Below are 18,113 nucleotides of genomic sequence, written 5' to 3' on the forward strand. Positions count from 1 at the left end.
ACAATGCGATTTTCGGGAAAGACGGCCTTCATTACCGGCGGCGGCACCGGCATCGGCGCGGCGGTTGCCAGGCGCATGGCGGCCGACGGCGCGAAGGTGGTGCTGATGGGCCGGCGGCGCGAGCCGCTGGAGGCCGTGACCAGGGACATTGGTGGGCTGGTGGTGCAGGGCGACGCCGCCGATCCGAAGGCGGTGCGCGCGGCTCTGGCCGAAGTGCATGACAAGGTCGGGCCCGTTGACATACTCGTCGCCAATGCCGGCGGCCATGGCGTCGGGCCGACGATCTCGATGAGTGACGAAACCTGGAGCCTGGCGACACGCACCAATCTCGACACCGCCTTCGTTTGCGCCCGCGAATGCCTGCCCGACCTGATCGAGCGCCGAGGCAACATCGTCGTCGTCGCCTCTATCGCCGGCCTGTTCGCCGGGCCGGACGCGGCCGGCTACGTCACCATGAAACATGCCTGCATCGGCTTCGGCAAATCGCTGGCGCGCGACTATGGCCGCAAGGGCGTGCGCACCAACATCATCTGCCCGGGCTGGGTGTCGACCGACATGGCCGACGAGCAGATGGAGATGATCGTCGAAAAGCACGGGCTTGGCTCGATCGAAGAGGCCTATCGGCTGGTGACGAAGGACGTGCCGCTCGGCCGGCCGGCGAAACCGCAAGAAGTGTCCAACGTCATCTGCTTCGCCGCCTCCGACGAGGCGGCGATGATGAACGGGTCGATCCTGACGGTCGATGGCGGCGCCACCGTCGTCGACCTGCCCACGTTAGCTTTTGTCGATTGATGTGGAGGAGCACCATGAACGACCAGAACAGGCCGGCCGACTGGAAGCATTTCGACGATTTCGCCGCCGGCATCGCCACCAACCGGCTGCCGACGACATCAGCGTTGCGCGGGCAGACCTTCAAGATCACGCTCGACACCGGCCGCACCATCGACTTGGCCTTCACGTCAGCCGATACGGTGGCGTGGAGCGAGGGCACGGAAGCCGGCGCGGACTGGTACGAGGCGCTCGAAGTCGCCTCCGATGTGTTCTTCATCAACATGAGTTTCGCCGCCCGGCCGACGGAGGACGAGGCGCTCATCGTCAACACCAGTACGCGCCGCGTGCTGTCGGTACGCGAACGGGTGCGTGAAGCAGGCGAGGCGCCCGGCGAGCCACGCGTGGCGCAGACCTGGTCGGCCGGTGTGCTCGGCGACCCCAGCGTGGCGCCGACCGGCATCGTGCCGGCACCGACCCGGGACCTGATCGGGCTCACCGCGCACTACACATACAGTCCCAACCACGTCTACGAGCACATCTATCTCAGCTCCGAGCGCTATGCCTGGCAGAACCTCGTCGGCGTGCAGCGCGGCCATGGCGACGTGGATCTAGCAACGACCTGGAAGTTCGCCGAGAACCAGTATGTGTTTGGTTTCCGCGAGTTCATCATCCCGGTCGCGTCGCTGTTCTTCTACAATTGGGACACGATGCGCTCGACCGGCAAATTCCTTGGCGTGACCAGCCAGGGCAAGGTCGAGAACAAGCCGGCCGGCGCCCACATCGAGAAGAAATCCAGAACCGTCTACGACGAAGCCAAGGCGCCGGTCTGACCGCGCGGGAGAACGCCATGAACAAGAACTACGAAGGGATCAAGGCGCATTACGCCGGCTCCGACGCGATGGATTTGGCCGCGATGATGGCGCCGATCACCAGCCGCACCGCCTGGACAGAAATGGCTGGCTTTCCCTATGCCGGCACCTATGTCGGCCCCGATGCCATCATAGCGGGCGTCTTCAAGCGCATCGGCGAGGAGTGGGACGGCTACAATCTGAAGCTCGAAAAGCTGGTCGACGGCGGCACCACCATCGTCGGCATCGGGACCTATTCGGGTGTCTACAAAAAGACCGGCAAGCCGATGTCGGCGCGCGTCGTCCATGTCTGGGAGATGGAGGACGGCAAAGTGCTGAGTTTCGAGCAGTTCACCGACACCAGGCTGGTCGCGGCAGCGACAGCTTGAGACATGCGGCCGGGCGCGCTGACGCGTCCGCCCGATGAAAACCTGGGAGGATGAAATGGGAAACAGTCTGAAGGCAATGCTGGCGGGGAAGAGAATGCTGGCGGGCCTGGCCCTGTCGGCCGTGTTCGCGGCCGGCGGCACCAGTATCGCGAATGCCGGCGACACCGAGATCGTCATCGGTGCGCCGATCTCCCTGACCGGGCCGCTGGCTGGCGACGGCAAGGAGCAGAAATGGGCCTACGAGCAAGCGGTGGCCGACATCAACAAGGCCGGCGGCATCTTGGCCAAGTCGGCCGGCAAGAAACTGCCGGTGCGCCTCGTCATCGCCGACGACGAAAGCTCGGAAGGCAAGGTCGCATCGGCGCTGGAGAACCTGATCAAGGTGCAGAAGGTCGACGCGTTGTTGTCGACCCATTCTGGGCCGATGAACATCGCGGGCGCCATCGTCGCGGAAAAATACAAGAAGTTCTACATGATCACGACGGCCTTTCCTTTCGAATGGCAGCCGTTGAAGCTCAAATATTCGGCGCTGTTCTTCTTCCACCCGGGTCCGGGCGCCGAAGTGCCGTTCGAGATCTGGAACAAGCTGCCGGCCAATGAGAAGCCGAAGAACCCGGCGCTGGTCACTGAGGATTCGCCCGACGGCAAGGGCTTTGGCGGCGCCTTCGAGGCGGCGGCCAAGAAGTATGGCTACACTTTCGCCGTCGACGATCCCTGGGCGATCGGCGCCACCGACTATTCGGCGCTGATCACCAAGCTCAAGGCGGCAGACGTGGACGCCATGCTGGTGTTCGGCTCGCCGGCCGACACGGTTACTCTGCTGCGCCAGATGAAGGAGCTCGGCTTCTCCGTGCCTTATCTGCATGGCTGGAAGGGCACCTGGACGGGCGAGTTCCACGAAGCGCTCGGGCCGGATTCCGATTACATCCTGACCGACGGCTTCTGGTCGGCGAGCTACCCTTACAAGGGCGCCAAGGAGCTCGGCGACCGCTACGAGGCCGAGTTCAAGAAAGACTCCGTCACCGTCGGCGCCTTCTATGCCAACGCGCAGGTGCTGGCTCAGGCGATCGAGAAGGCGGGTTCCACCGACGCCGATGCGCTGCATGAGGCGATCTTCGACCAGGAATTCAAGGACACGGTGGTCGGCGATCTCAAATTCGACCAGACCGGCTTTGCCCTGATCCCCAGCGTCGCCACGCAATGGTGGCAAGGCAAGCACCAGCTGATCTACCCGGAGGGCAACTGGACCTACAAGCCGGCACCGGCCTGGGACAAACGCTGAGCAATCGGTGCGGCGAAATGGGGCGGGCGGCCTCTGTGTCCGCCCCAACATCCTTGACGACAGAAACGGAAAACACGATGCAGCCCGACGAAACCTTGCTTCGCCTCGAGGCGGTACAGAAGCGGTTCGGCGGGCTCGTCGTGCTCAACAACATCGACATCGCCGTCGGCGCTAACGAGCTGATCGGGCTGATCGGTCCCAATGGCGCCGGCAAGTCGACGCTGTTCAACCTCATCACCGCGCTCTACACGCCGACCCAAGGGCGTATCCGGTTTCGTGGGCGCGACATCACCGGCACCGCACCACATCGGATCTGCCGGCTCGGCATCGCGCGTACGTTCCAGCTGGTGCGCACCTTCCTGACCATGACGGCATTCGAGAATATCATGGTCGGCGCGGTCTATGGCGGTGGCGGGCGCGTCAGGCATGCCACTGCCGCGGCCGAGGAAGCGCTGGAACTGGTCGGCCTGACCGCGAAAGGCGATGTCCGCACCGCGCATATGACACTGTCCGACCGCCGGCTACTGGAGATCGCGCGGGCAGTCGCGTCCAGCCCGGCGCTGCTCTTGCTCGACGAGCCGATGGCGGGGCTGAACCCGACCGAGATCCAGCGCATGGTCGATGTCATCCGCCGCGTGCGCAACGAGCGTGGCGTGTCGATCCTGTGGGTAGAGCACAAGGTGGACGCCATCATGAAAGTGTGCAGCCGGGTGATCGTGCTCGACCATGGCGAGAAGATCGCCGACGGCACGCCTCGCGAGATCGTCGCCAACCGCAAAGTGATAGAGGCCTATCTTGGCGAACCGGCTGCTTGACGTGAACAATCTGGAAGTCGCCTATGGCGACGTCGGTGCGCTGTGGGGCGTGTCGATCCATGTCGACCCCGGCACGATCGTGGCCATTGTCGGCGCCAATGGCGCCGGCAAGACGACGCTGCTGAAGACCATCTCCGGCCTGCTCAAACCGAAGCGCGGCGAGATCTTCCTCGCCGGCGCGCCGCTGGCCGGCAAGGCGCCGGAGGAGATTGCCGGCATGGGCATTGCGCATGTGCCGGAAGGGCGCGGCCTGTTCCGTCAGATGACGGTGCTGGAGAACCTCGAACTCGGCGCTTTCCAGCCCAAGGTGCGGAAGCGCTTCAAGCAATCTCTGGAAAAGGCCTATGCGCTGTTTCCACGTTTGAAGGAGCGGGCAGGGCAGAAGGCCGGCTCGCTCTCGGGCGGCGAGCAGCAGATGCTGGCGATCGCTCGCGCCACCATGTCGGACCCATCGTTGCTCATCCTCGACGAGCCGTCGCTGGGTCTCAGCCCGATCGTGGTGCAGCAGATGTTTGCGCTGATCGGGACCTTGCACAGCCAAGGCGTCACCATCCTGCTCGTCGAGCAGAACATCCACCAGGCGCTGAAGGTGGCCGACTATGCCTTCGTGCTGAAGACCGGCGAGCTCGCCATGCAAGGCACGGGCACCGAGCTGCTTGCCGATCCCGAAATCCAGAAGGCCTATATGGGCGTGTTGGAGTAGTGATGACATTCAACATTCCGCCTCCCGACATCCTGCTGCAACTGTCGCTCAACGGCGCGCTGGGCGGCGCCATGTATGGCGTCGCCGCCGTTGGCTTGAGCCTCATCTTCGGCACCATGCGGCTGATCTTCCTGGCGCAGGGCGCGATGATCATCCTGGCCGCCTATTTCGTGCGGGCGCTGTTTTACGGGCTGGGTATCGACCCGTTCCTGTCGCTGCTGATCGTCATTCCGGTCGGGCTCGTCGTCGGCTGGCTGATCTACCAAGGCCTGTTCCGCAAGGCAGCCGCCGCGGAGGACCGCAACATCTCGCTCCTGATCGCGGTCGGCCTGATGTTCCTGATCCAGAACCTGATGACGGTGGTGTGGGGCGGCAATACCGCCGCAATCGTCACCTCCTACACGGCGAGCGGCATCGAGGTATTGGGCGTGCGCACCTCCTTCACCCGCTCCATGGGCTTCCTGATCGCGCTCGCCGGCACCGGGCTGGTGGTGCTGTTCCTGCGCAAAACGCTGGTCGGCAAGGCGGTGCGCGCGGCGTCCGAGGACATGGAGGCGGCGACGCTGATGGGCATCAGCCCGCATCGCGTCAATGCGATTGCCTTTGCCATCGGCATCGCGCTGGCGGGAGCGGCCGGTGTAGCGGTGGCGACCACCTTCCCGTTCAACCCGTTCGCCGGTTTCATCTTCAGCCTGAAGGCGCTGGTGGCGCTGGCGCTGGGCGGCATCGGCAATGTCGCGGGTGCGCTTGCCGGCGGCATCCTGCTCGGCCTCATCGAGGCCTATGTGCAGTATTTCATCTCGGGCGGCTGGACCAACGCGATTGCCTACGGCGTGTTCCTGGCGGTGCTGATGTTCAAGCCGGAAGGCCTGTTCAGCCGGCCCTACAAGAAGGCTTGAGCACATGTTGAAGCAAGCCTGGAACAAGCAAGCCAAGGCGGGGATTGCCATTGCCGTCGTCGTGGCACTCGCCCTGGTGCCGCTGCTGCCCGGCGCGATCGATAGTTACGCCTTCTCGTTCCTGTTCTTCGTCTTCATCTACGCCATCATGGCACAGGGCTGGAACCTGGTTGCCGGCTTCGGCGGCCAGATCAGCCTGGGCAATCATGCCTTTTTCGGGCTCGGCGCCTACACCACCGCGATCTTGTGGAGCGGCAACTATCTCTGGGGTTCGCTCTACGACGCCTATCCGCGCATCTATTATTTCGACCCGGTGACTATGGCGCTGGGCGGGCTGGTGGCGGCGGTCGCCGCAATCATCATCGGCCTACCGCTTTTGTCCAAATTGCGCGGCGACTATTTTGCGCTGGGCACGCTCGGCTTCGGCGAGATCGTCAAGGTGATGTTCATCAATGGCGGCGATTTCACCGGCGGCGCCTTTGGCGTCGTGGCGCCTGCCAGCACCTTCGACACGCTCTTGCCGCACTATCTGGTCGGGCTCGGCCTGATGGTCGGCACGGCACTTGCCATCCGCCTTTTGATGCGCTCGCGTTACGGGCTGGCGCTGATCGCCGTGCGCGACGACGAGATGGCGGCGTCGGCCAACGGCATCGACACGCTCAGGGTCAAGGTCGCCGCCTTCGCCGGCAGCGCTTTCATCGCCGGCATCGCCGGCAGCCTCTACACCTACTACATCTTCCATGTCGGGCCGGACTCGGTGTTCGCCCTCGACTGGATGCTGCTGCCGCTGATGATGACCGTGGTCGGCGGCACCGGCACGCTGCTCGGCCCGATCCTCGGCGCCTTCGTGATGTATGCCGTGTTCGACCTCGCGCGGATCGTGGTGCCGGATTATCACCCGGTGATCTCGGGCCTGACGATCATCCTGGCGATGCTGTTTCTGCCGAAGGGGCTGATGCGGAGTCTTGGGGGAAGGGTGGCGTGACGCGGTTCAGATTTGCAACGACGCTCAAGAAAACCGAGCCGGCCGAAAGTTTGCAAGAAGTGGGTGCTCTCTTCCGGTGGCGATCTCGCCGGCAAGCAGCTCGCCGGCAATCAGGCCAAGCGTTGCGCCACTGTGGCTGAAGGCGATGTAATATCCCTTGATGTCCTTCAATTGGCCGAATACCGGATCGCCGTCCGCGGGGATCGGCTTGGGGCCGACGCCATAGCTTTCCAGCTCCAACTTCGGATGGCCCTCGAGAACCTTCGAGGCTTCGTCGAGAAGCCCCTGGACGGTCGAATCCTTCACGCCATAAGTACCGTCCGAATTGACGACCACCTCTTCTTCCGACCAGGCGGAATCGAGCGCAAGGGCTCCGTCCGGCGTCGGGCGGATGGCGACGCGCGGGGTATTGAGCACGGCGCGAAGGGGCAAGTGTAGCGGCTTGGTCCTGACGAGCAGTGCGACCGGCGTCCCGTCGGCAATATGTTGACCGGAGTCCGCGACCATTCGCGGCACATCACCGCCGGTCGCCAGCAGCACCGCGTCGGCGGCGAAGCTGATGCCGCTTGTGGTGGTGACGCCGGTGGCGCGACCGTCGACGACCGTGACCGCCGCGCTTCCGGCATCGGTGACCAACTGCCCGCCGCGCTCCATGAATTCCGCAACCAGTAGCTCGATCAGCGACGGCAGGTCGACCCAACCTTCGCCCGGATTGAAGATCGCGCCCTGGGGCGTGACAGCATTTGCAGCGACGCCCGGGGTGACCGACGCTATGGCGCCCGCGGACAGATGCTGCGCGTCATAACCAAGAATTTTCTCATGAGCGAAGACATCCGCGATCTCGTTTGAAGCGCCGTCCGCATCCCATGTCAGACCGCCGTCGAAACGCAGCCAGGCGGCATTCGGATATCTCGCCGACAGCGTCCGGTAGCGGTCTATGCCGATCATGCGCAGGCGATGGTATTCAGCCGACCGCTTGCGGGCGGAATTGAGCCAGGCGAGCGAGCGGCCTGAAGCTCCCTTGGCAAGCGGTCCGTCATTGACCAGGACGGTTTCGATGCCGAGCCGTGCAAGATGAACGGCCGAGGAGACACCGAAGATACCGCCCCCGACAACAACGACCTTTGCGACCGAATGTGATGTAGCCATGGCATGTTCTTTCACTGTGTGGAGGTTGGATTGGGCCATGCGGTGGTGCGATCAAAGCACTTCGGCAAGGAAGTGCTTCAGACGCGCGCTTTTCGGAGTGTCGAAGATCGCGGCGGGCGTACCGGCCTCGATGACACGGCCCTCATCCATGAAGATGACCTGATCGGCGACCTTGCGGGCAAAGCCCATTTCATGGGTCACCACGACCATTGTCATGCCACGCCGGCCGAGGTCCGCCATCAGGTTGAGGACGCCTTTCACCAGTTCGGGATCAAGAGCGCTGGTCACTTCGTCGAACAGGATGACCTCGGGGTCCATGGCAAGCGCACGGGCGATTGCCACGCGCTGCTGCTGGCCGCCGGAAAGGCTCCCGGGACGATGGTGTTTGCGGGCGGCAAGGCCAACATCGGCCAGGCGCGCCTCGGCGATGCGCTCGGCCTCCGGCACCGGAATGCCCTTGACCTTGGTCAGGGACAGCATGACGTTTTCCAGGGCTGTGTGGTCGGGAAACAGGTTGAACTGCTGGAACACCATGCCGACACGCCGGCGCAATTTTTCGGGCTTCATCGCCAGGATGCTCGCGCCATCGAGCAGCACGTCGCCGCCCTTGGGCTCGACCAGGCGGTTGAGGCAGCGCAACAGCGTCGACTTGCCCGACCCCGACGGGCCAATGACACATGTGACCGTGCCCGGCTTGACCGTCAGGCTGACCCCCTTGAGGACATCGAGATCGCCATAGGCCATGTCGAGATCGGTGATGGCGAGACTACCGCCCTTGAACCGGGGAAGCGCCGGGCTGCCGTCGGGGCTGGTCTGCGAAGACGAGCCGCCGATTGCACTTTCCAGTTCGCTCACCTCGGCGAGGCCGCTGGTGACGAGGCCTGGCTTTTGCTTTCCGACGCGCAGCGAGTTGTCGATGTAGTTGACCACATGGGTCAACGGCACCGTGATGACGAGATAGAAAACGCCAGCCAGGAGCAATGGCGAGAGGTTGCCCGTGACCACAGCCTGGTCCTGGCCGACGCGGAAAATTTCGCGCTCCGACGCGAGCAGGCCGAGGAAGTAGACCAGGCTCGAATCCTTGACGTTGCCGATGAACTGGTTGACCAGAGCCGGCAGGACGCGGCGGATGCCTTGCGGGACCACGATCAGCCGCATGCCCTGTCCGTAGCTCATGCTCAGAGCCCTGCAGGCTTCCATCTGTCCACGCTCGACGCTCTGGATGCCGGAGCGGAAGATTTCCCCGATATAGGCGCCGGCGATCAGACTGAGGGCAAGGATGCCGAGCGGATAGGGCGAAGGCCCGAAGATTTCACGGCCGATGCGGGCGAAGCCCTGGCCGATCAGCAGAATCGTGACGATCGCCGGAAGGCCGCGGAAAATATCGGTATAGACCCGGGCCGGGATGCGCAGCCAGCGCGATTGCGAGATGCCCATGACAGCAAGGATCATGCCGAGGACAACACCGATCACCGTGGACGCGGCGGCGAGGATCAAGGTGTTCTTCAGCCCGATGGTGATCATGCTCGGCAGCACGTCCGCCATGGCTTGCCAGTCGAGGAAACTGCGCCGCAGGTTTTCAAGCCAATTCATTCGACCCCCTTTCCATTGCTCCGTTCGCGCAGCCAAAAAACCGGGCGAAAACGTGTCCCAGCCGCCGGCCATCACGGCCGGCGGCTGGATGCGCGGTTACTTCTTGGGGAGGTACTGGTCAGGCATCGGGGAACCGGGGAACCACTTCTCGTAGAGCGTCTTCCAGGTGCCGTCCTGCATCGCCGCATGCAGGGCGGTGTTCAATGCCTCGCGAAACTTGTCGTTGCCCTTGCGCAGGACGAAGCCCGCGGGTGCGTCGAAGGAGGGGATGTTCACCGCGATCTTCAAGTCCGGATAGCGCTCGCCAAATTGCTTGGCGGCCTCATAATCGAGGAAATGCGCGTCGACGGTTCCGTTGTTGAGCGCGGAAATGGCCGAGTTGTTGTCGGGAAATTTGACCAGATCGGTTCCGACAAAATTCTTTGTCGCGTAAATTTCCTGCAACGTACCCTGGACGACGCCGAGGCGCTTGCCCTTGAGCCCGTCCGCCGAAGTAATCGCCTTATCCGCGGTAAGCACCGACAGGTAGCCTGCGAGATAGCCGTCGGAAAAGTCGACAGTCTTCTTGCGCGCATCCGTCGTGCCGATCGCGGCGACCGCGACATCGAAGCGTCCATTGGCAACCGAAGGCATCAGCGCCGAGAATTCCTGGCCGGTGAAGATCACCTGGTCAGGCTTGAAACCAATGCGGCTCGCGACGTTCCGAAACAGTTCAATGTCGAATCCGGTGAACGTGCCATCCGCCAGCGTGAAAACGTACGGTTTGGCGTCCCCCATGGTCCCGACGCTGATGGTCTTCGCATCGATGAGGCCATAGGGATTGTCATCCGCCGCGGCAGCCCGCGAAACCAGACCCGATCCGATGCATACAACCATAAGTGCCATTGCGCCGGCCCGGACCGGTGACATCAACGACTTGAGAATTCCAATCCTGCTCATGTCTTCTCTCCACTCTGAAGGTCTGTTTTTCTTGGCACGTTCTTCTTGGCATTTGCGTCGAGCCCGTAGTTTCAGGGCCTCACATCGTTGGTCGCCGCGGCAGCGGCTCGAACGGTGGGCTGACATCATGCTCCTGGCTCTCCCAGTTTCTTCAAAGAGACCGGTCTCTTATTGCGTGAGACCGGTCTCTTTGATAATGGTTATCGCCAGATTGACCTTCCGTCAACAACTCTTGTAGTCGTTCGTCCGATGAAAAGAACCGCGCCCAAAACCCGCTCGATAACAGTCAGCGACGTCGCCCGCGCGGCGGACGTGTCGAAAGCGACAGCCGCACGCGTGCTCGGCGGATACGGCGTTGTCAGCGATACGATCCGCGCGGACGTCATGGCCGCGGCCAAGGCACTGGACTACCGTCCCAACGAGCTGGCCCGCAGCATGACGACCGGCCGGTCCGGCATCATCGGGGTGGTTGTCGGCGACATCGAGAACCCGTTCTTCAGCCTGGCGGTGCGCGGCATCAGCGATGCGGCAAGGGCGGCCGGGTTCAACGTGATCCTGGCCAACTCCGGCGAGAGGATCGAAGTCGAAAAGGCAGCCGTGCGGCTTTTGATCGGCAAGCGTGTCGACGGGCTGATCGTCACGCCGTCGGAATCGCGGGACATCTCACACCTGCGCGACATCCATCGTTCTGGCCGGCCGCTTGCGCTGCTTGACAGGGCGCTGCCCGATCTGGATGTCGATACCGTCACCGTCGATGATCGCGGCATAGCCATGCGGGCAACCAGCATCCTTGCGGATGCCGGCCACCGCAACATCGCCTATGTGACGGCGGTCGACGCCGAAGGGCATGAATACCGCGACCTCGGGCAAATCTACACGTCGTCGGTCCGCGAGCGTATCGACGGTTTCCTCACCGTGTGCCGAGAGGCCGGAATGGACCGGCCAGAGCGTTATGTTTGCCTTGGCGCAACAAGCCCTGTCGAAACGCGCAGGATTGCCGAGAAGCTGCTGTCCGGACCAGATCGGCCGACGGCGATCCTTGCTTCCGACAGCGTCATAGCGCTGGAGATATTCAAGGTGATCCGCGAGCGCGGGTTGCGGGTTCCGCAGGACATTTCGCTGATCACCTTCCATGATGCGGATTGGACGAGCGTGACAACCCCGCCCATCACCGTCATCGACCAGCCCGTCTACGCGCTTGGCAAGGGTGTCGCGGAATTGCTCATCCGGCGGTTAAAGGGCGACACACAACCGCCCGAAAGGCTCATCCTGCCGACCACGATCATTGAACGCGGATCCGTCGGCCCGCCCCCGGACAGAAGGCCGTAGACGCCAGTCGTTCTTGGTGACGCGGCCGCAGCTCAGCCCAGCAGATTGCGCGCCGTGCGCATGAAAATCCTCGAGCCGATCGGGATCAGGTCGTCGGGAAAATCATAGTCGGGATTGTGCAGGGCAGGGTGCCGCTCGCCGGCGCCGAGGAAGAACATGGCCGACTTGGCGCTGTGGCCGAACAGGCCGAAATCCTCCGAGGCGCGCATCGGCAGGGCTTCTTGTCCGTGCGCCACGCCCTCTTCGTCGAGCGCACGCTTGAGATGCTCCACGGCGTCCGGTGCGTTGACGCTGGCGACGAAGATCTCGTGATAGTCGGAGCGGGCCGAAAGGCGATGCCGGCCGGCGATCTCGCTGACCAGCGCTTCGGCGGCGGCGCACAGATCCGCCATGCGCTCGTCGCGGCGCGTGCGCAGCGTCGCCCAGACCTCTCCATGCGCGGGCGCGATGCCGAACACGGCTTCGCCCATCGCGGCATGGGTGACGGTGACCATGGAGAAATCATCGTCGGCGAAGGTCGCGCGGCCGAGCGCGGGCAGGGCCGGCATCAGCTCGCTGATCGCCAGCATCGGCGAAATGCCGGTTTCGGGCATGGAGGAATGCGCGGTCTTGCCCTCCAGCACGATGCGCATGCCGCGCGAGGCGCAGTTGACCACGCCGGGCTTGAGCCGCACCTCGCCGAACGGCACGCCGGGCAGATTGTGCAGCGAAAACGCGAAATCCGGCGCGATCTCGCCGAAACGGGGATCGGCGACGACGCCGGCCGCGCCATTGCCAGTCTCTTCCGCCGGCTGGAACATCAGCACGACGCGGCCGCTGGCAGGCCGCTCGCGCCCGAGCTGGCGGCCGAGCGAGGCAAGGATTGCCGTGTGCCCGTCATGGCCGCACATATGCGACTTGCCCGGCACGCGTGAGGAGTGCGGCACGCCCGACAGCTCCTCGATCGGCAGCGCGTCGAGTTCCGAACGAAACAGGACGGTCGGTCCGTTTTTGCCGCTGTCGTAAATGGCCGCGACGCCGTGGCCGCCCAATCCGGTCAACACTTTGTCCGGTCCCGTATCGGCGAGGAAGGAGACGACCTCTTGTGCCGTCTTCTCTTCCTCGTTCGAGATTTCCGGCTGCTGGTGCAGCTTGCGCCGCCACTCGGTCAGCTCGACGATGTCGCGATTGGTCAAGGTCATGCTTTGCGCCTCCGCATCAAAAACCGATGATGAATTGCTAGCGACAAATGACCGTGCCTGCCACGGTCCAAGTGCCGGGCTTCAGCGGGCCAGAGGCGCGGCGACGCCCGCGAGAACGGTGTGCACCCCGTTCGCAGCGGCCGAAACCGCCGCGAACGGGGCTCGGGATTTGCCTTACTGATTGATCTCGGGTTCGACCAGCTTTGCCAGGTTCCTGAGCGATTCCTGCCAGCCGAGATAGCAAGCCTCGACCGGAATGACGTCCGGGATACCGGCCTGGGTGATATCGATTTCGGTGCCGACCGACACTTTCTTCAGGATGACGGTCACCTGGATCTCGCCGGGCAAATTGGGATCGTCGAACCTGTCGGTGTAGCGCAGGCGCTCGCCGGGGACGAGTTCGAGATACTCGCCGCCAAAGGAATGGCTGTCGCCGGTGGTGAAGTTGCGAAAGGACATCTTGAACGTGCCGCCGACCTTGGCCTCGAATTGATGGACGGTGCAGGTGAAGCCGTTCGGCGGAAGCCACTTGGCCAGCGCGTCGCCTTCGACGAAGGCGCGATAGACCTTTTCCGGGCTGGTGGTGAGAACGCGGTGCAAACGTACGGTACCGGGCATATCCTATCCTTTCATTATGCCTGTTCGATGCCCCTAGGACGAACGGGGCCTGGCCAATCCGACACAGGCTGTCAGATTTTTCCGGGCTCGGCTACCGGCCTGTCTGGCCATGCCTGCGGCAGCTCAGACCGATTTGGGACTCGATTTTATGACGCCTGGCCCAATCGCCGAAAACCAGGAACCGGATAGCCATTATGAGGAGAGTGTTTATAACGGTCGCTGAGATCGAGATGACCAAGGGGAGACGATGCGTTACATACGTCCGCTTTCAATAGAAGATGCCGTTGGCCAGTTGGCCGGATCGGCCGGCACATCGGCCATTCTCGCGGGAGGCAGCGACCTTCTGGTCAGGATGAAGGGCGGCTTTGTCGAGCCCGACCTGATCGTCGACATCAAGGCGATCGCGTCCCTGGGCGAGATCAGGGAAACGGCCGAAGGCTTCAGCATAGGCGCCGCTGTGCCCTGCGCGGTGCTCGGCGAAAACAAGGCGCTGAAGAAGGCCTGGCCGGGCGTCGTCGAAGCGGCCAAGCTGATCGGCTCGAAGCAGGTGCAGGGGCGCTGCACCATCGTGGGCAATCTCTGCAACGCCTCGCCGGCGGCCGATAGCGTGCCGGCGCTGGTCGCGGCCGGCGCCAAGGCCGTGATCGTCGGGCCGTCGGGTAAGCGCACCATTGCCGTCGAGGCGGTGCCGACCGCGCCGGGCAAGACGTCGTTGGCCAAGGGCGAGATCATCGAGGCGATCCTGCTCGACAGCCAGGCGCCGCGCTCGGGCGATGCGTATCTCCGGTTCATTCCGCGCACCGAGATGGATATCGCCGTGGTCAGCGCCGGGGTGAACCTGACGATCGACGAGCAAGGTGTCATCAAGGCGGCCCGCGTGGCGCTGGGTGCGGCGGCACCGACCGTGCTTCTGGTCGAGGAGGCCGCCGAGGCGCTTATCGGCAGGAAGCTCGACGAAGCGGCACTGGAGCGGCTCGCCAAGGTCTGCGCCGGCGCCTGCCGCCCGATCGACGACAAGCGGGGTACAATCGATTTCCGTAGGAAGGTCGCGGGTGTGCTGGCAAGGCGTGCCGCCACTTCGGCCTATACACGTGCAGGAGGCAAATGATGGCCGGCGTAGCAGTCTCAACCACAATCAACGGCGACAGCGTCGAGTACCTCTGCCAACCTGACGAAACGCTGCTCGATGTGCTTCGCGATCGGCTCGGGCTGACCGGCGCCAAGGAAGGCTGCGGCACCGGCGACTGCGGCGCTTGCAGCATCATCCTCGACGACCGGCTGGTGTGCTCGTGCCTGGTGCTCGGCGCGGAAGCCGAGGGGCGGCGCATCGAGACCGTCGAGGGCATGGCGCATGGCGACCAATTGCATCCGCTGCAGCAGAAGTTCCTCGAACACGCCGCCCTGCAATGCGGCATCTGCACGCCGGGCTTCCTGATCGCGGCCAAGGATCTTCTGGCCAAGAACCCCGACCCGACCGAGGAGGAAATCCGCTTCGGCCTGGCCGGCAACCTGTGCCGCTGCACCGGCTACGACAAGATCGTACGCGCCGTCCAGGACGCCGCAAACGTGATGAAGGGAGCGCACGCATGAACTTCGATCCGCGTTTTTCCGGGCGTAAATTCGCATCCGTCGGCACGCGCCCGATCCGTCCCGACGGTGTCGACAAGGTGACCGGCCGCGCCCGCTATGGCGCCGACTTCAACATGGCCGGGCAATTGGTCGGGCGTGTCCTCAGAAGCCCGCACGCGCACGCCAAAATCAGGAACATCGACACCTCGAAGGCGGAGAAGCTTGCCGGCGTCAAGGCGGTGATCACGGCGAAAGACCTGCCCGACCTCACCGATGGCGATGCCGCCATGTACGACATCCTCGACAATTGCATGGCGCGCACCAAGGCGCTCTATGACGGCCATGCGGTGGCCGCTGTCGCCGCTGTCGATGCCCGCACGGCCAAGCAGGCGCTGAAGCTGATCGAGATCGACTACGAGGTGCTGCCGCACGTCACCGATGTCGACGAGGCGATGAAGCACACGGCACCCCTGATCAACGACGCCATCTTTACCGAGGGCCTCGAGGAAAAGCCGGTAAAACCGTCCAACGTCACCAAGCGCAGCCAGTTCGGCCATGGCGACGTCCACCAGGGTTTCGGCCACGCCGATTTCATCGTCGAGCGCTCCTTCAAGACCGAGCAGACGCACCAGGGCTATATCGAGCCGCATGCCTGCGTGGCGAGCGTCTCGTCCGACGGCACCGCGGACCTGTGGGTCTGTACGCAGGGCCATTTCGTCTACCGCCAGCATTGCGCGCAACTGCTCGGCATGGAAGCCTCGAAGCTGCGCGTCACCTCGTCCGAGATCGGCGGCGGTTTCGGCGGCAAGACCCATGTCTGGGCCGAGCCGGTGGCGCTTGCCTTGTCACGGAAGGCCGGACGGCCGGTTAAGCTGGTGATGACCCGCGACGAGGTGTTCCGCGCCTCGGGTCCGACCAGCGCCACCTCGATCGACGTCAAGATCGGCGCCCGCAAGGACGGCACCATCACCGCCGCCGAAGCGACGCTGCGCTATTCCTGCGGCCCCTATGCCGGCTCCTGGGCCGAGATCGGCGCCATGACGGCGTTCGCCTGCTACAAGCTCGAGAACGTCAAGACCGTCGGCTACGAGGTGCTGGTCAACAGGCCGAAGACCGCGGCCTATCGCGCGCCCTCGGCGCCGATGGCCGCTTTCGCGGTGGAAAGTGCTGTCGACGAGCTCGCCAAGGAGATCGGCATGGACCCGGTCGACTTCCGCATCAAGAACGCCGCGCAGGAAGGCACGAGGTCGTCCTACGGGCCGGTCTACGGGCCGATCGGCATCGGCCCGACGCTGGAAGCGGTGAAGAACCATCCGCACATGAAGGCCAAGCTGGGCAAGAACCAGGGCAGGGGCATGGCCTGCGGCTTCTGGTTCAATTTCGGCGGCCAGACCTGCACCGACCTGAACATCGGCATGGACGGGTCGGTCTCGCTTGCCGTCGGCACGGTGGACGTCGGCGGGTCCCGCGCGTCGCTGTCGCTGGTGGCGGCGGAGGAGCTCGGTATCGACTATTCCCAGGTCAAGGCGATCGTCGCCGACACGTCGAGCCTCGGCTACAACGACATGACCGACGGCAGCCGCGGCACCTTTTCGTCGTCGATGGCGACGATCTCGGCCGCCCGCAACGCCATCAAGATCCTGCGCGAGCGCGCCGCGCAGATGTGGGACATTTCCGTCGACGACGTGGTCTGGGAACAGGGCCATGCGGTCGCCAAGGGCGAGAAGCACGGCAATCTCGGCAAGCTGTCGCTGAAGGAGATCGCGCTTGAGTCCGGCAAGACCGGCGGGCCGATCGCCGGCCATAGCGAGCTCGTCGCCGACGGCGCCGGCGTCTCCTTCGCCACCCATATCTGCGACATCGACGTCGATCCCGAGACCGGCTCGACCAGGGTCATCCGCTACACCGTGGTGCAGGATGCCGGCAAGGCGGTGCACCCGACCTATGTCGAGGGCCAGTACCAGGGCGGCGCCGCGCAAGGCATCGGCTGGGCGCTGAACGAGGAGTATATTTACGGCAAGGACGGCCGGCTGCAGAACGCCGGCTTCCTCGACTATCGCATCCCGGTCTGCTCGGACCTGCCGATGATCGACACGCAGATCCTGGAAATCCCCAACCCCAACCACCCCTACGGCGTGCGCGGCGTCGGCGAAACCTCGATCGTGCCGCCGCTGGCGGCGATCGCCAACGCGGTGTCGAACGCGGCTGGCGTGCGCATGACCCACATCCCGATGTCGCCGCCACGCATCCTGGCGGCGATCGAGGCCGAACGGGAAGGGTAGAGCATGATGCCGAAAAGTGCGAAGCGGTTTTCGGACAACATCATGCTCCATCAAGAATAGGAGTCGAGCAAATGGTCGAAGTCACCCTTTGGGGCGCTCTCGGCCAGCTCGCCGGCGGCAAGAGCAAGGTCGAGGTCGAAGCCAAGGACATCAGGGAATTGTTCAGGAAATTGGCTGAACAGTATCCCGGGTTTGAACCGTGGATCGACCGCGGGATTGCCGTGGCGATCGACGGGGTGATCTATCGCGATACGTGGTCGAAGACGCTGCCGGAGGGGGCGGAGATATTTTTGCTGCCGAGGTTGGCTGGGGGTGAGGGGGCAGGCGGCGCGCGATCGTTTAACATCGAACGTCTTGATAGGGGCCGATTTCCAGACCGTCTGCTATCCCTCGGCGGTGAACTGCCATTCTGCGTCCCCCATTCGGCAAAGTTCGCCTTCTGGGCTCACACCACCCCATGCCCGCCGCCCTGCGGAGATCCGGCCAGTGGCCTCCCACTTCATCACGGCGATTCCACGGAGCACTGGGCTGCTATTTCGCTGCTGCCTGCATCCCAGTGGGATCCTATTCCAATGAGATCGCCAGCATCTTGCGAGCAGATACACGCTTGTTGGAGAGTGACGCTGATCGCGTGCTTAGAGCATCGTGATGACAGGGGGGCGCAACCGCGATATGTAGAAAATCACGTTCTAGAGAAATCGAAACACACACTCAGATCAATCGGATCGCTCAAGCGAAGCGCCTGAGTGTCGACTGGCGAA

General features: G+C 63.8%; 18 protein-coding genes. 13 read left to right on the forward strand and 5 right to left on the reverse strand.

The genetic code is table 11. The features are described 5' to 3' along the window. Window positions 1-3 precede the first annotated feature (3 nt). From AC0NIH_RS14030 to AC0NIH_RS14065, 8 genes are all read left to right on the forward strand, one after another. On the forward strand, window positions 4-792 hold the full coding sequence (locus AC0NIH_RS14030; protein WP_023778974.1) for an SDR family NAD(P)-dependent oxidoreductase: 789 nt from the start codon (window positions 4-6) through the stop codon (window positions 790-792). 14 nt (window positions 793-806) lie between these two features. Beyond that, a complete protein-coding gene (locus AC0NIH_RS14035) occupies window positions 807-1,601 on the forward strand; it encodes a MoaF C-terminal domain-containing protein (protein ID WP_473467367.1) in 795 nt (264 codons plus the stop codon). Between the two features lie 17 nt (window positions 1,602-1,618). Next, window positions 1,619-2,008 (forward strand): nuclear transport factor 2 family protein, encoded by a 390-nt coding sequence (locus tag AC0NIH_RS14040; RefSeq protein ID WP_473467370.1) that lies wholly within the window; start codon window positions 1,619-1,621, stop codon window positions 2,006-2,008. A 55-nt stretch (window positions 2,009-2,063) separates the two neighbouring features. Next, window positions 2,064-3,290, forward strand: coding sequence for an amino acid ABC transporter substrate-binding protein (locus AC0NIH_RS14045; protein ID WP_473467371.1), 1,227 nt, complete (start codon window positions 2,064-2,066; stop codon window positions 3,288-3,290). 77 nt (window positions 3,291-3,367) lie between these two features. Next, window positions 3,368-4,105 (forward strand): ABC transporter ATP-binding protein, encoded by a 738-nt coding sequence (locus AC0NIH_RS14050; protein ID WP_473467373.1) that lies wholly within the window; start codon window positions 3,368-3,370, stop codon window positions 4,103-4,105. Window position 4,106: 1 nt separating this feature from the next. Next, complete coding sequence (locus AC0NIH_RS14055; RefSeq protein WP_434059662.1) at window positions 4,107-4,808, forward strand: ABC transporter ATP-binding protein; 702 nt, start codon at window positions 4,107-4,109, stop codon at window positions 4,806-4,808. A gap of 2 nt (window positions 4,809-4,810) precedes the next feature. Continuing rightward, window positions 4,811-5,707 carry a branched-chain amino acid ABC transporter permease gene (locus tag AC0NIH_RS14060; protein ID WP_473467376.1) on the forward strand — a complete coding sequence of 299 codons (897 nt, stop codon included), beginning with the start codon at window positions 4,811-4,813 and terminating at the stop codon, window positions 5,705-5,707. A 4-nt stretch (window positions 5,708-5,711) separates the two neighbouring features. After that, window positions 5,712-6,692: a branched-chain amino acid ABC transporter permease gene (locus AC0NIH_RS14065; RefSeq protein WP_473467377.1), complete on the forward strand. Its 981-nt coding sequence runs from the start codon at window positions 5,712-5,714 to the stop codon at window positions 6,690-6,692. A gap of 24 nt (window positions 6,693-6,716) precedes the next feature. Here the strand turns inward: AC0NIH_RS14065 and AC0NIH_RS14070 are convergent, their stop codons facing one another. The 3 genes from AC0NIH_RS14070 to AC0NIH_RS14080 form a co-directional block, all read right to left on the reverse strand. Then, window positions 6,717-7,841, reverse strand: coding sequence for an NAD(P)/FAD-dependent oxidoreductase (locus tag AC0NIH_RS14070; protein WP_473467379.1), 1,125 nt, complete (start codon window positions 7,839-7,841; stop codon window positions 6,717-6,719). A gap of 51 nt (window positions 7,842-7,892) precedes the next feature. Continuing rightward, entirely contained in the window at window positions 7,893-9,434 is a 1,542-nt protein-coding gene (locus AC0NIH_RS14075) for an amino acid ABC transporter permease/ATP-binding protein (protein ID WP_473467380.1), read from the reverse strand. Window positions 9,435-9,530: 96 nt separating this feature from the next. Beyond that, the gene (locus AC0NIH_RS14080; RefSeq protein WP_473467445.1) at window positions 9,531-10,373 is read right to left on the reverse strand and encodes an ABC transporter substrate-binding protein; all 843 of its coding nucleotides are present in this window, start codon (window positions 10,371-10,373) and stop codon (window positions 9,531-9,533) included. A gap of 249 nt (window positions 10,374-10,622) precedes the next feature. Here AC0NIH_RS14080 and AC0NIH_RS14085 point away from each other — a divergent pair, with 249 nt between their 5' ends. Next, on the forward strand, window positions 10,623-11,702 hold the full coding sequence (locus AC0NIH_RS14085) for a LacI family DNA-binding transcriptional regulator (protein WP_473467383.1): 1,080 nt from the start codon (window positions 10,623-10,625) through the stop codon (window positions 11,700-11,702). A 32-nt stretch (window positions 11,703-11,734) separates the two neighbouring features. Here AC0NIH_RS14085 and AC0NIH_RS14090 read toward each other — a convergent pair whose 3' ends face one another. Both AC0NIH_RS14090 and AC0NIH_RS14095 read right to left on the reverse strand, forming a co-directional pair. Then, window positions 11,735-12,883, reverse strand: coding sequence for an amidohydrolase (locus AC0NIH_RS14090; RefSeq protein WP_473467385.1), 1,149 nt, complete (start codon window positions 12,881-12,883; stop codon window positions 11,735-11,737). 174 nt (window positions 12,884-13,057) lie between these two features. Beyond that, window positions 13,058-13,501, reverse strand: coding sequence for an SRPBCC family protein (locus AC0NIH_RS14095; RefSeq protein WP_023778963.1), 444 nt, complete (start codon window positions 13,499-13,501; stop codon window positions 13,058-13,060). Between the two features lie 247 nt (window positions 13,502-13,748). On the opposite strand from AC0NIH_RS14095, the gene AC0NIH_RS14100 reads away from it, so the two are divergent. The 4 genes from AC0NIH_RS14100 (at window position 13,749) to AC0NIH_RS14115 (ending at window position 18,098) form a co-directional block, all read left to right on the forward strand. Further along, window positions 13,749-14,609: an FAD binding domain-containing protein gene (locus tag AC0NIH_RS14100; RefSeq protein ID WP_473467388.1), complete on the forward strand. Its 861-nt coding sequence runs from the start codon at window positions 13,749-13,751 to the stop codon at window positions 14,607-14,609. Further along, entirely contained in the window at window positions 14,609-15,091 is a 483-nt protein-coding gene (locus tag AC0NIH_RS14105) for a (2Fe-2S)-binding protein (RefSeq protein ID WP_352710642.1), read from the forward strand. The genes AC0NIH_RS14100 and AC0NIH_RS14105 overlap by 1 nt, the downstream gene beginning before the upstream one ends. Next, window positions 15,088-17,352: a xanthine dehydrogenase family protein molybdopterin-binding subunit gene (locus AC0NIH_RS14110; protein WP_473467391.1), complete on the forward strand. Its 2,265-nt coding sequence runs from the start codon at window positions 15,088-15,090 to the stop codon at window positions 17,350-17,352. The genes AC0NIH_RS14105 and AC0NIH_RS14110 overlap by 4 nt, the downstream gene beginning before the upstream one ends. Window positions 17,353-17,423: 71 nt before the next feature. Then, window positions 17,424-18,098 (forward strand): MoaD/ThiS family protein, encoded by a 675-nt coding sequence (locus tag AC0NIH_RS14115; RefSeq protein ID WP_474025239.1) that lies wholly within the window; start codon window positions 17,424-17,426, stop codon window positions 18,096-18,098. Window positions 18,099-18,113: the final 15 nt, after the last annotated feature.

The sequence above is a fragment of the Mesorhizobium sp. WSM1386 genome (assembly GCF_055901595.1).

Bases quoted from the DNA above. Each gene is read 5' to 3' on its own strand.
- AC0NIH_RS14060 (WP_473467376.1), top strand. From the start codon at position 4,811: ATGACATTCAACATTCCGCCTCCCGACATCCTGCTGCAACTGTCGCTC.
- AC0NIH_RS14095 (WP_023778963.1), bottom strand. From the start codon at position 13,501: ATGCCCGGTACCGTACGTTTGCACCGCGTTCTCACCACCAGCCCGGAA.
- AC0NIH_RS14065 (WP_473467377.1), top strand. From the start codon at position 5,712: ATGTTGAAGCAAGCCTGGAACAAGCAAGCCAAGGCGGGGATTGCCATT.
- AC0NIH_RS14040 (WP_473467370.1), top strand. From the start codon at position 1,619: ATGAACAAGAACTACGAAGGGATCAAGGCGCATTACGCCGGCTCCGAC.
- AC0NIH_RS14050 (WP_473467373.1), top strand. From the start codon at position 3,368: ATGCAGCCCGACGAAACCTTGCTTCGCCTCGAGGCGGTACAGAAGCGG.
- AC0NIH_RS14090 (WP_473467385.1), bottom strand. From the start codon at position 12,883: ATGACCTTGACCAATCGCGACATCGTCGAGCTGACCGAGTGGCGGCGC.
- AC0NIH_RS14075 (WP_473467380.1), bottom strand. From the start codon at position 9,434: ATGAATTGGCTTGAAAACCTGCGGCGCAGTTTCCTCGACTGGCAAGCC.
- AC0NIH_RS14030 (WP_023778974.1), top strand. From the start codon at position 4: ATGCGATTTTCGGGAAAGACGGCCTTCATTACCGGCGGCGGCACCGGC.
- AC0NIH_RS14080 (WP_473467445.1), bottom strand. From the start codon at position 10,373: ATGAGCAGGATTGGAATTCTCAAGTCGTTGATGTCACCGGTCCGGGCC.
- AC0NIH_RS14110 (WP_473467391.1), top strand. From the start codon at position 15,088: ATGAACTTCGATCCGCGTTTTTCCGGGCGTAAATTCGCATCCGTCGGC.
- AC0NIH_RS14085 (WP_473467383.1), top strand. From the start codon at position 10,623: ATGAAAAGAACCGCGCCCAAAACCCGCTCGATAACAGTCAGCGACGTC.
- AC0NIH_RS14105 (WP_352710642.1), top strand. From the start codon at position 14,609: ATGGCCGGCGTAGCAGTCTCAACCACAATCAACGGCGACAGCGTCGAG.
- AC0NIH_RS14045 (WP_473467371.1), top strand. From the start codon at position 2,064: ATGGGAAACAGTCTGAAGGCAATGCTGGCGGGGAAGAGAATGCTGGCG.
- AC0NIH_RS14035 (WP_473467367.1), top strand. From the start codon at position 807: ATGAACGACCAGAACAGGCCGGCCGACTGGAAGCATTTCGACGATTTC.
- AC0NIH_RS14070 (WP_473467379.1), bottom strand. From the start codon at position 7,841: ATGGCTACATCACATTCGGTCGCAAAGGTCGTTGTTGTCGGGGGCGGT.
- AC0NIH_RS14115 (WP_474025239.1), top strand. From the start codon at position 17,424: ATGGTCGAAGTCACCCTTTGGGGCGCTCTCGGCCAGCTCGCCGGCGGC.
- AC0NIH_RS14100 (WP_473467388.1), top strand. From the start codon at position 13,749: ATGCGTTACATACGTCCGCTTTCAATAGAAGATGCCGTTGGCCAGTTG.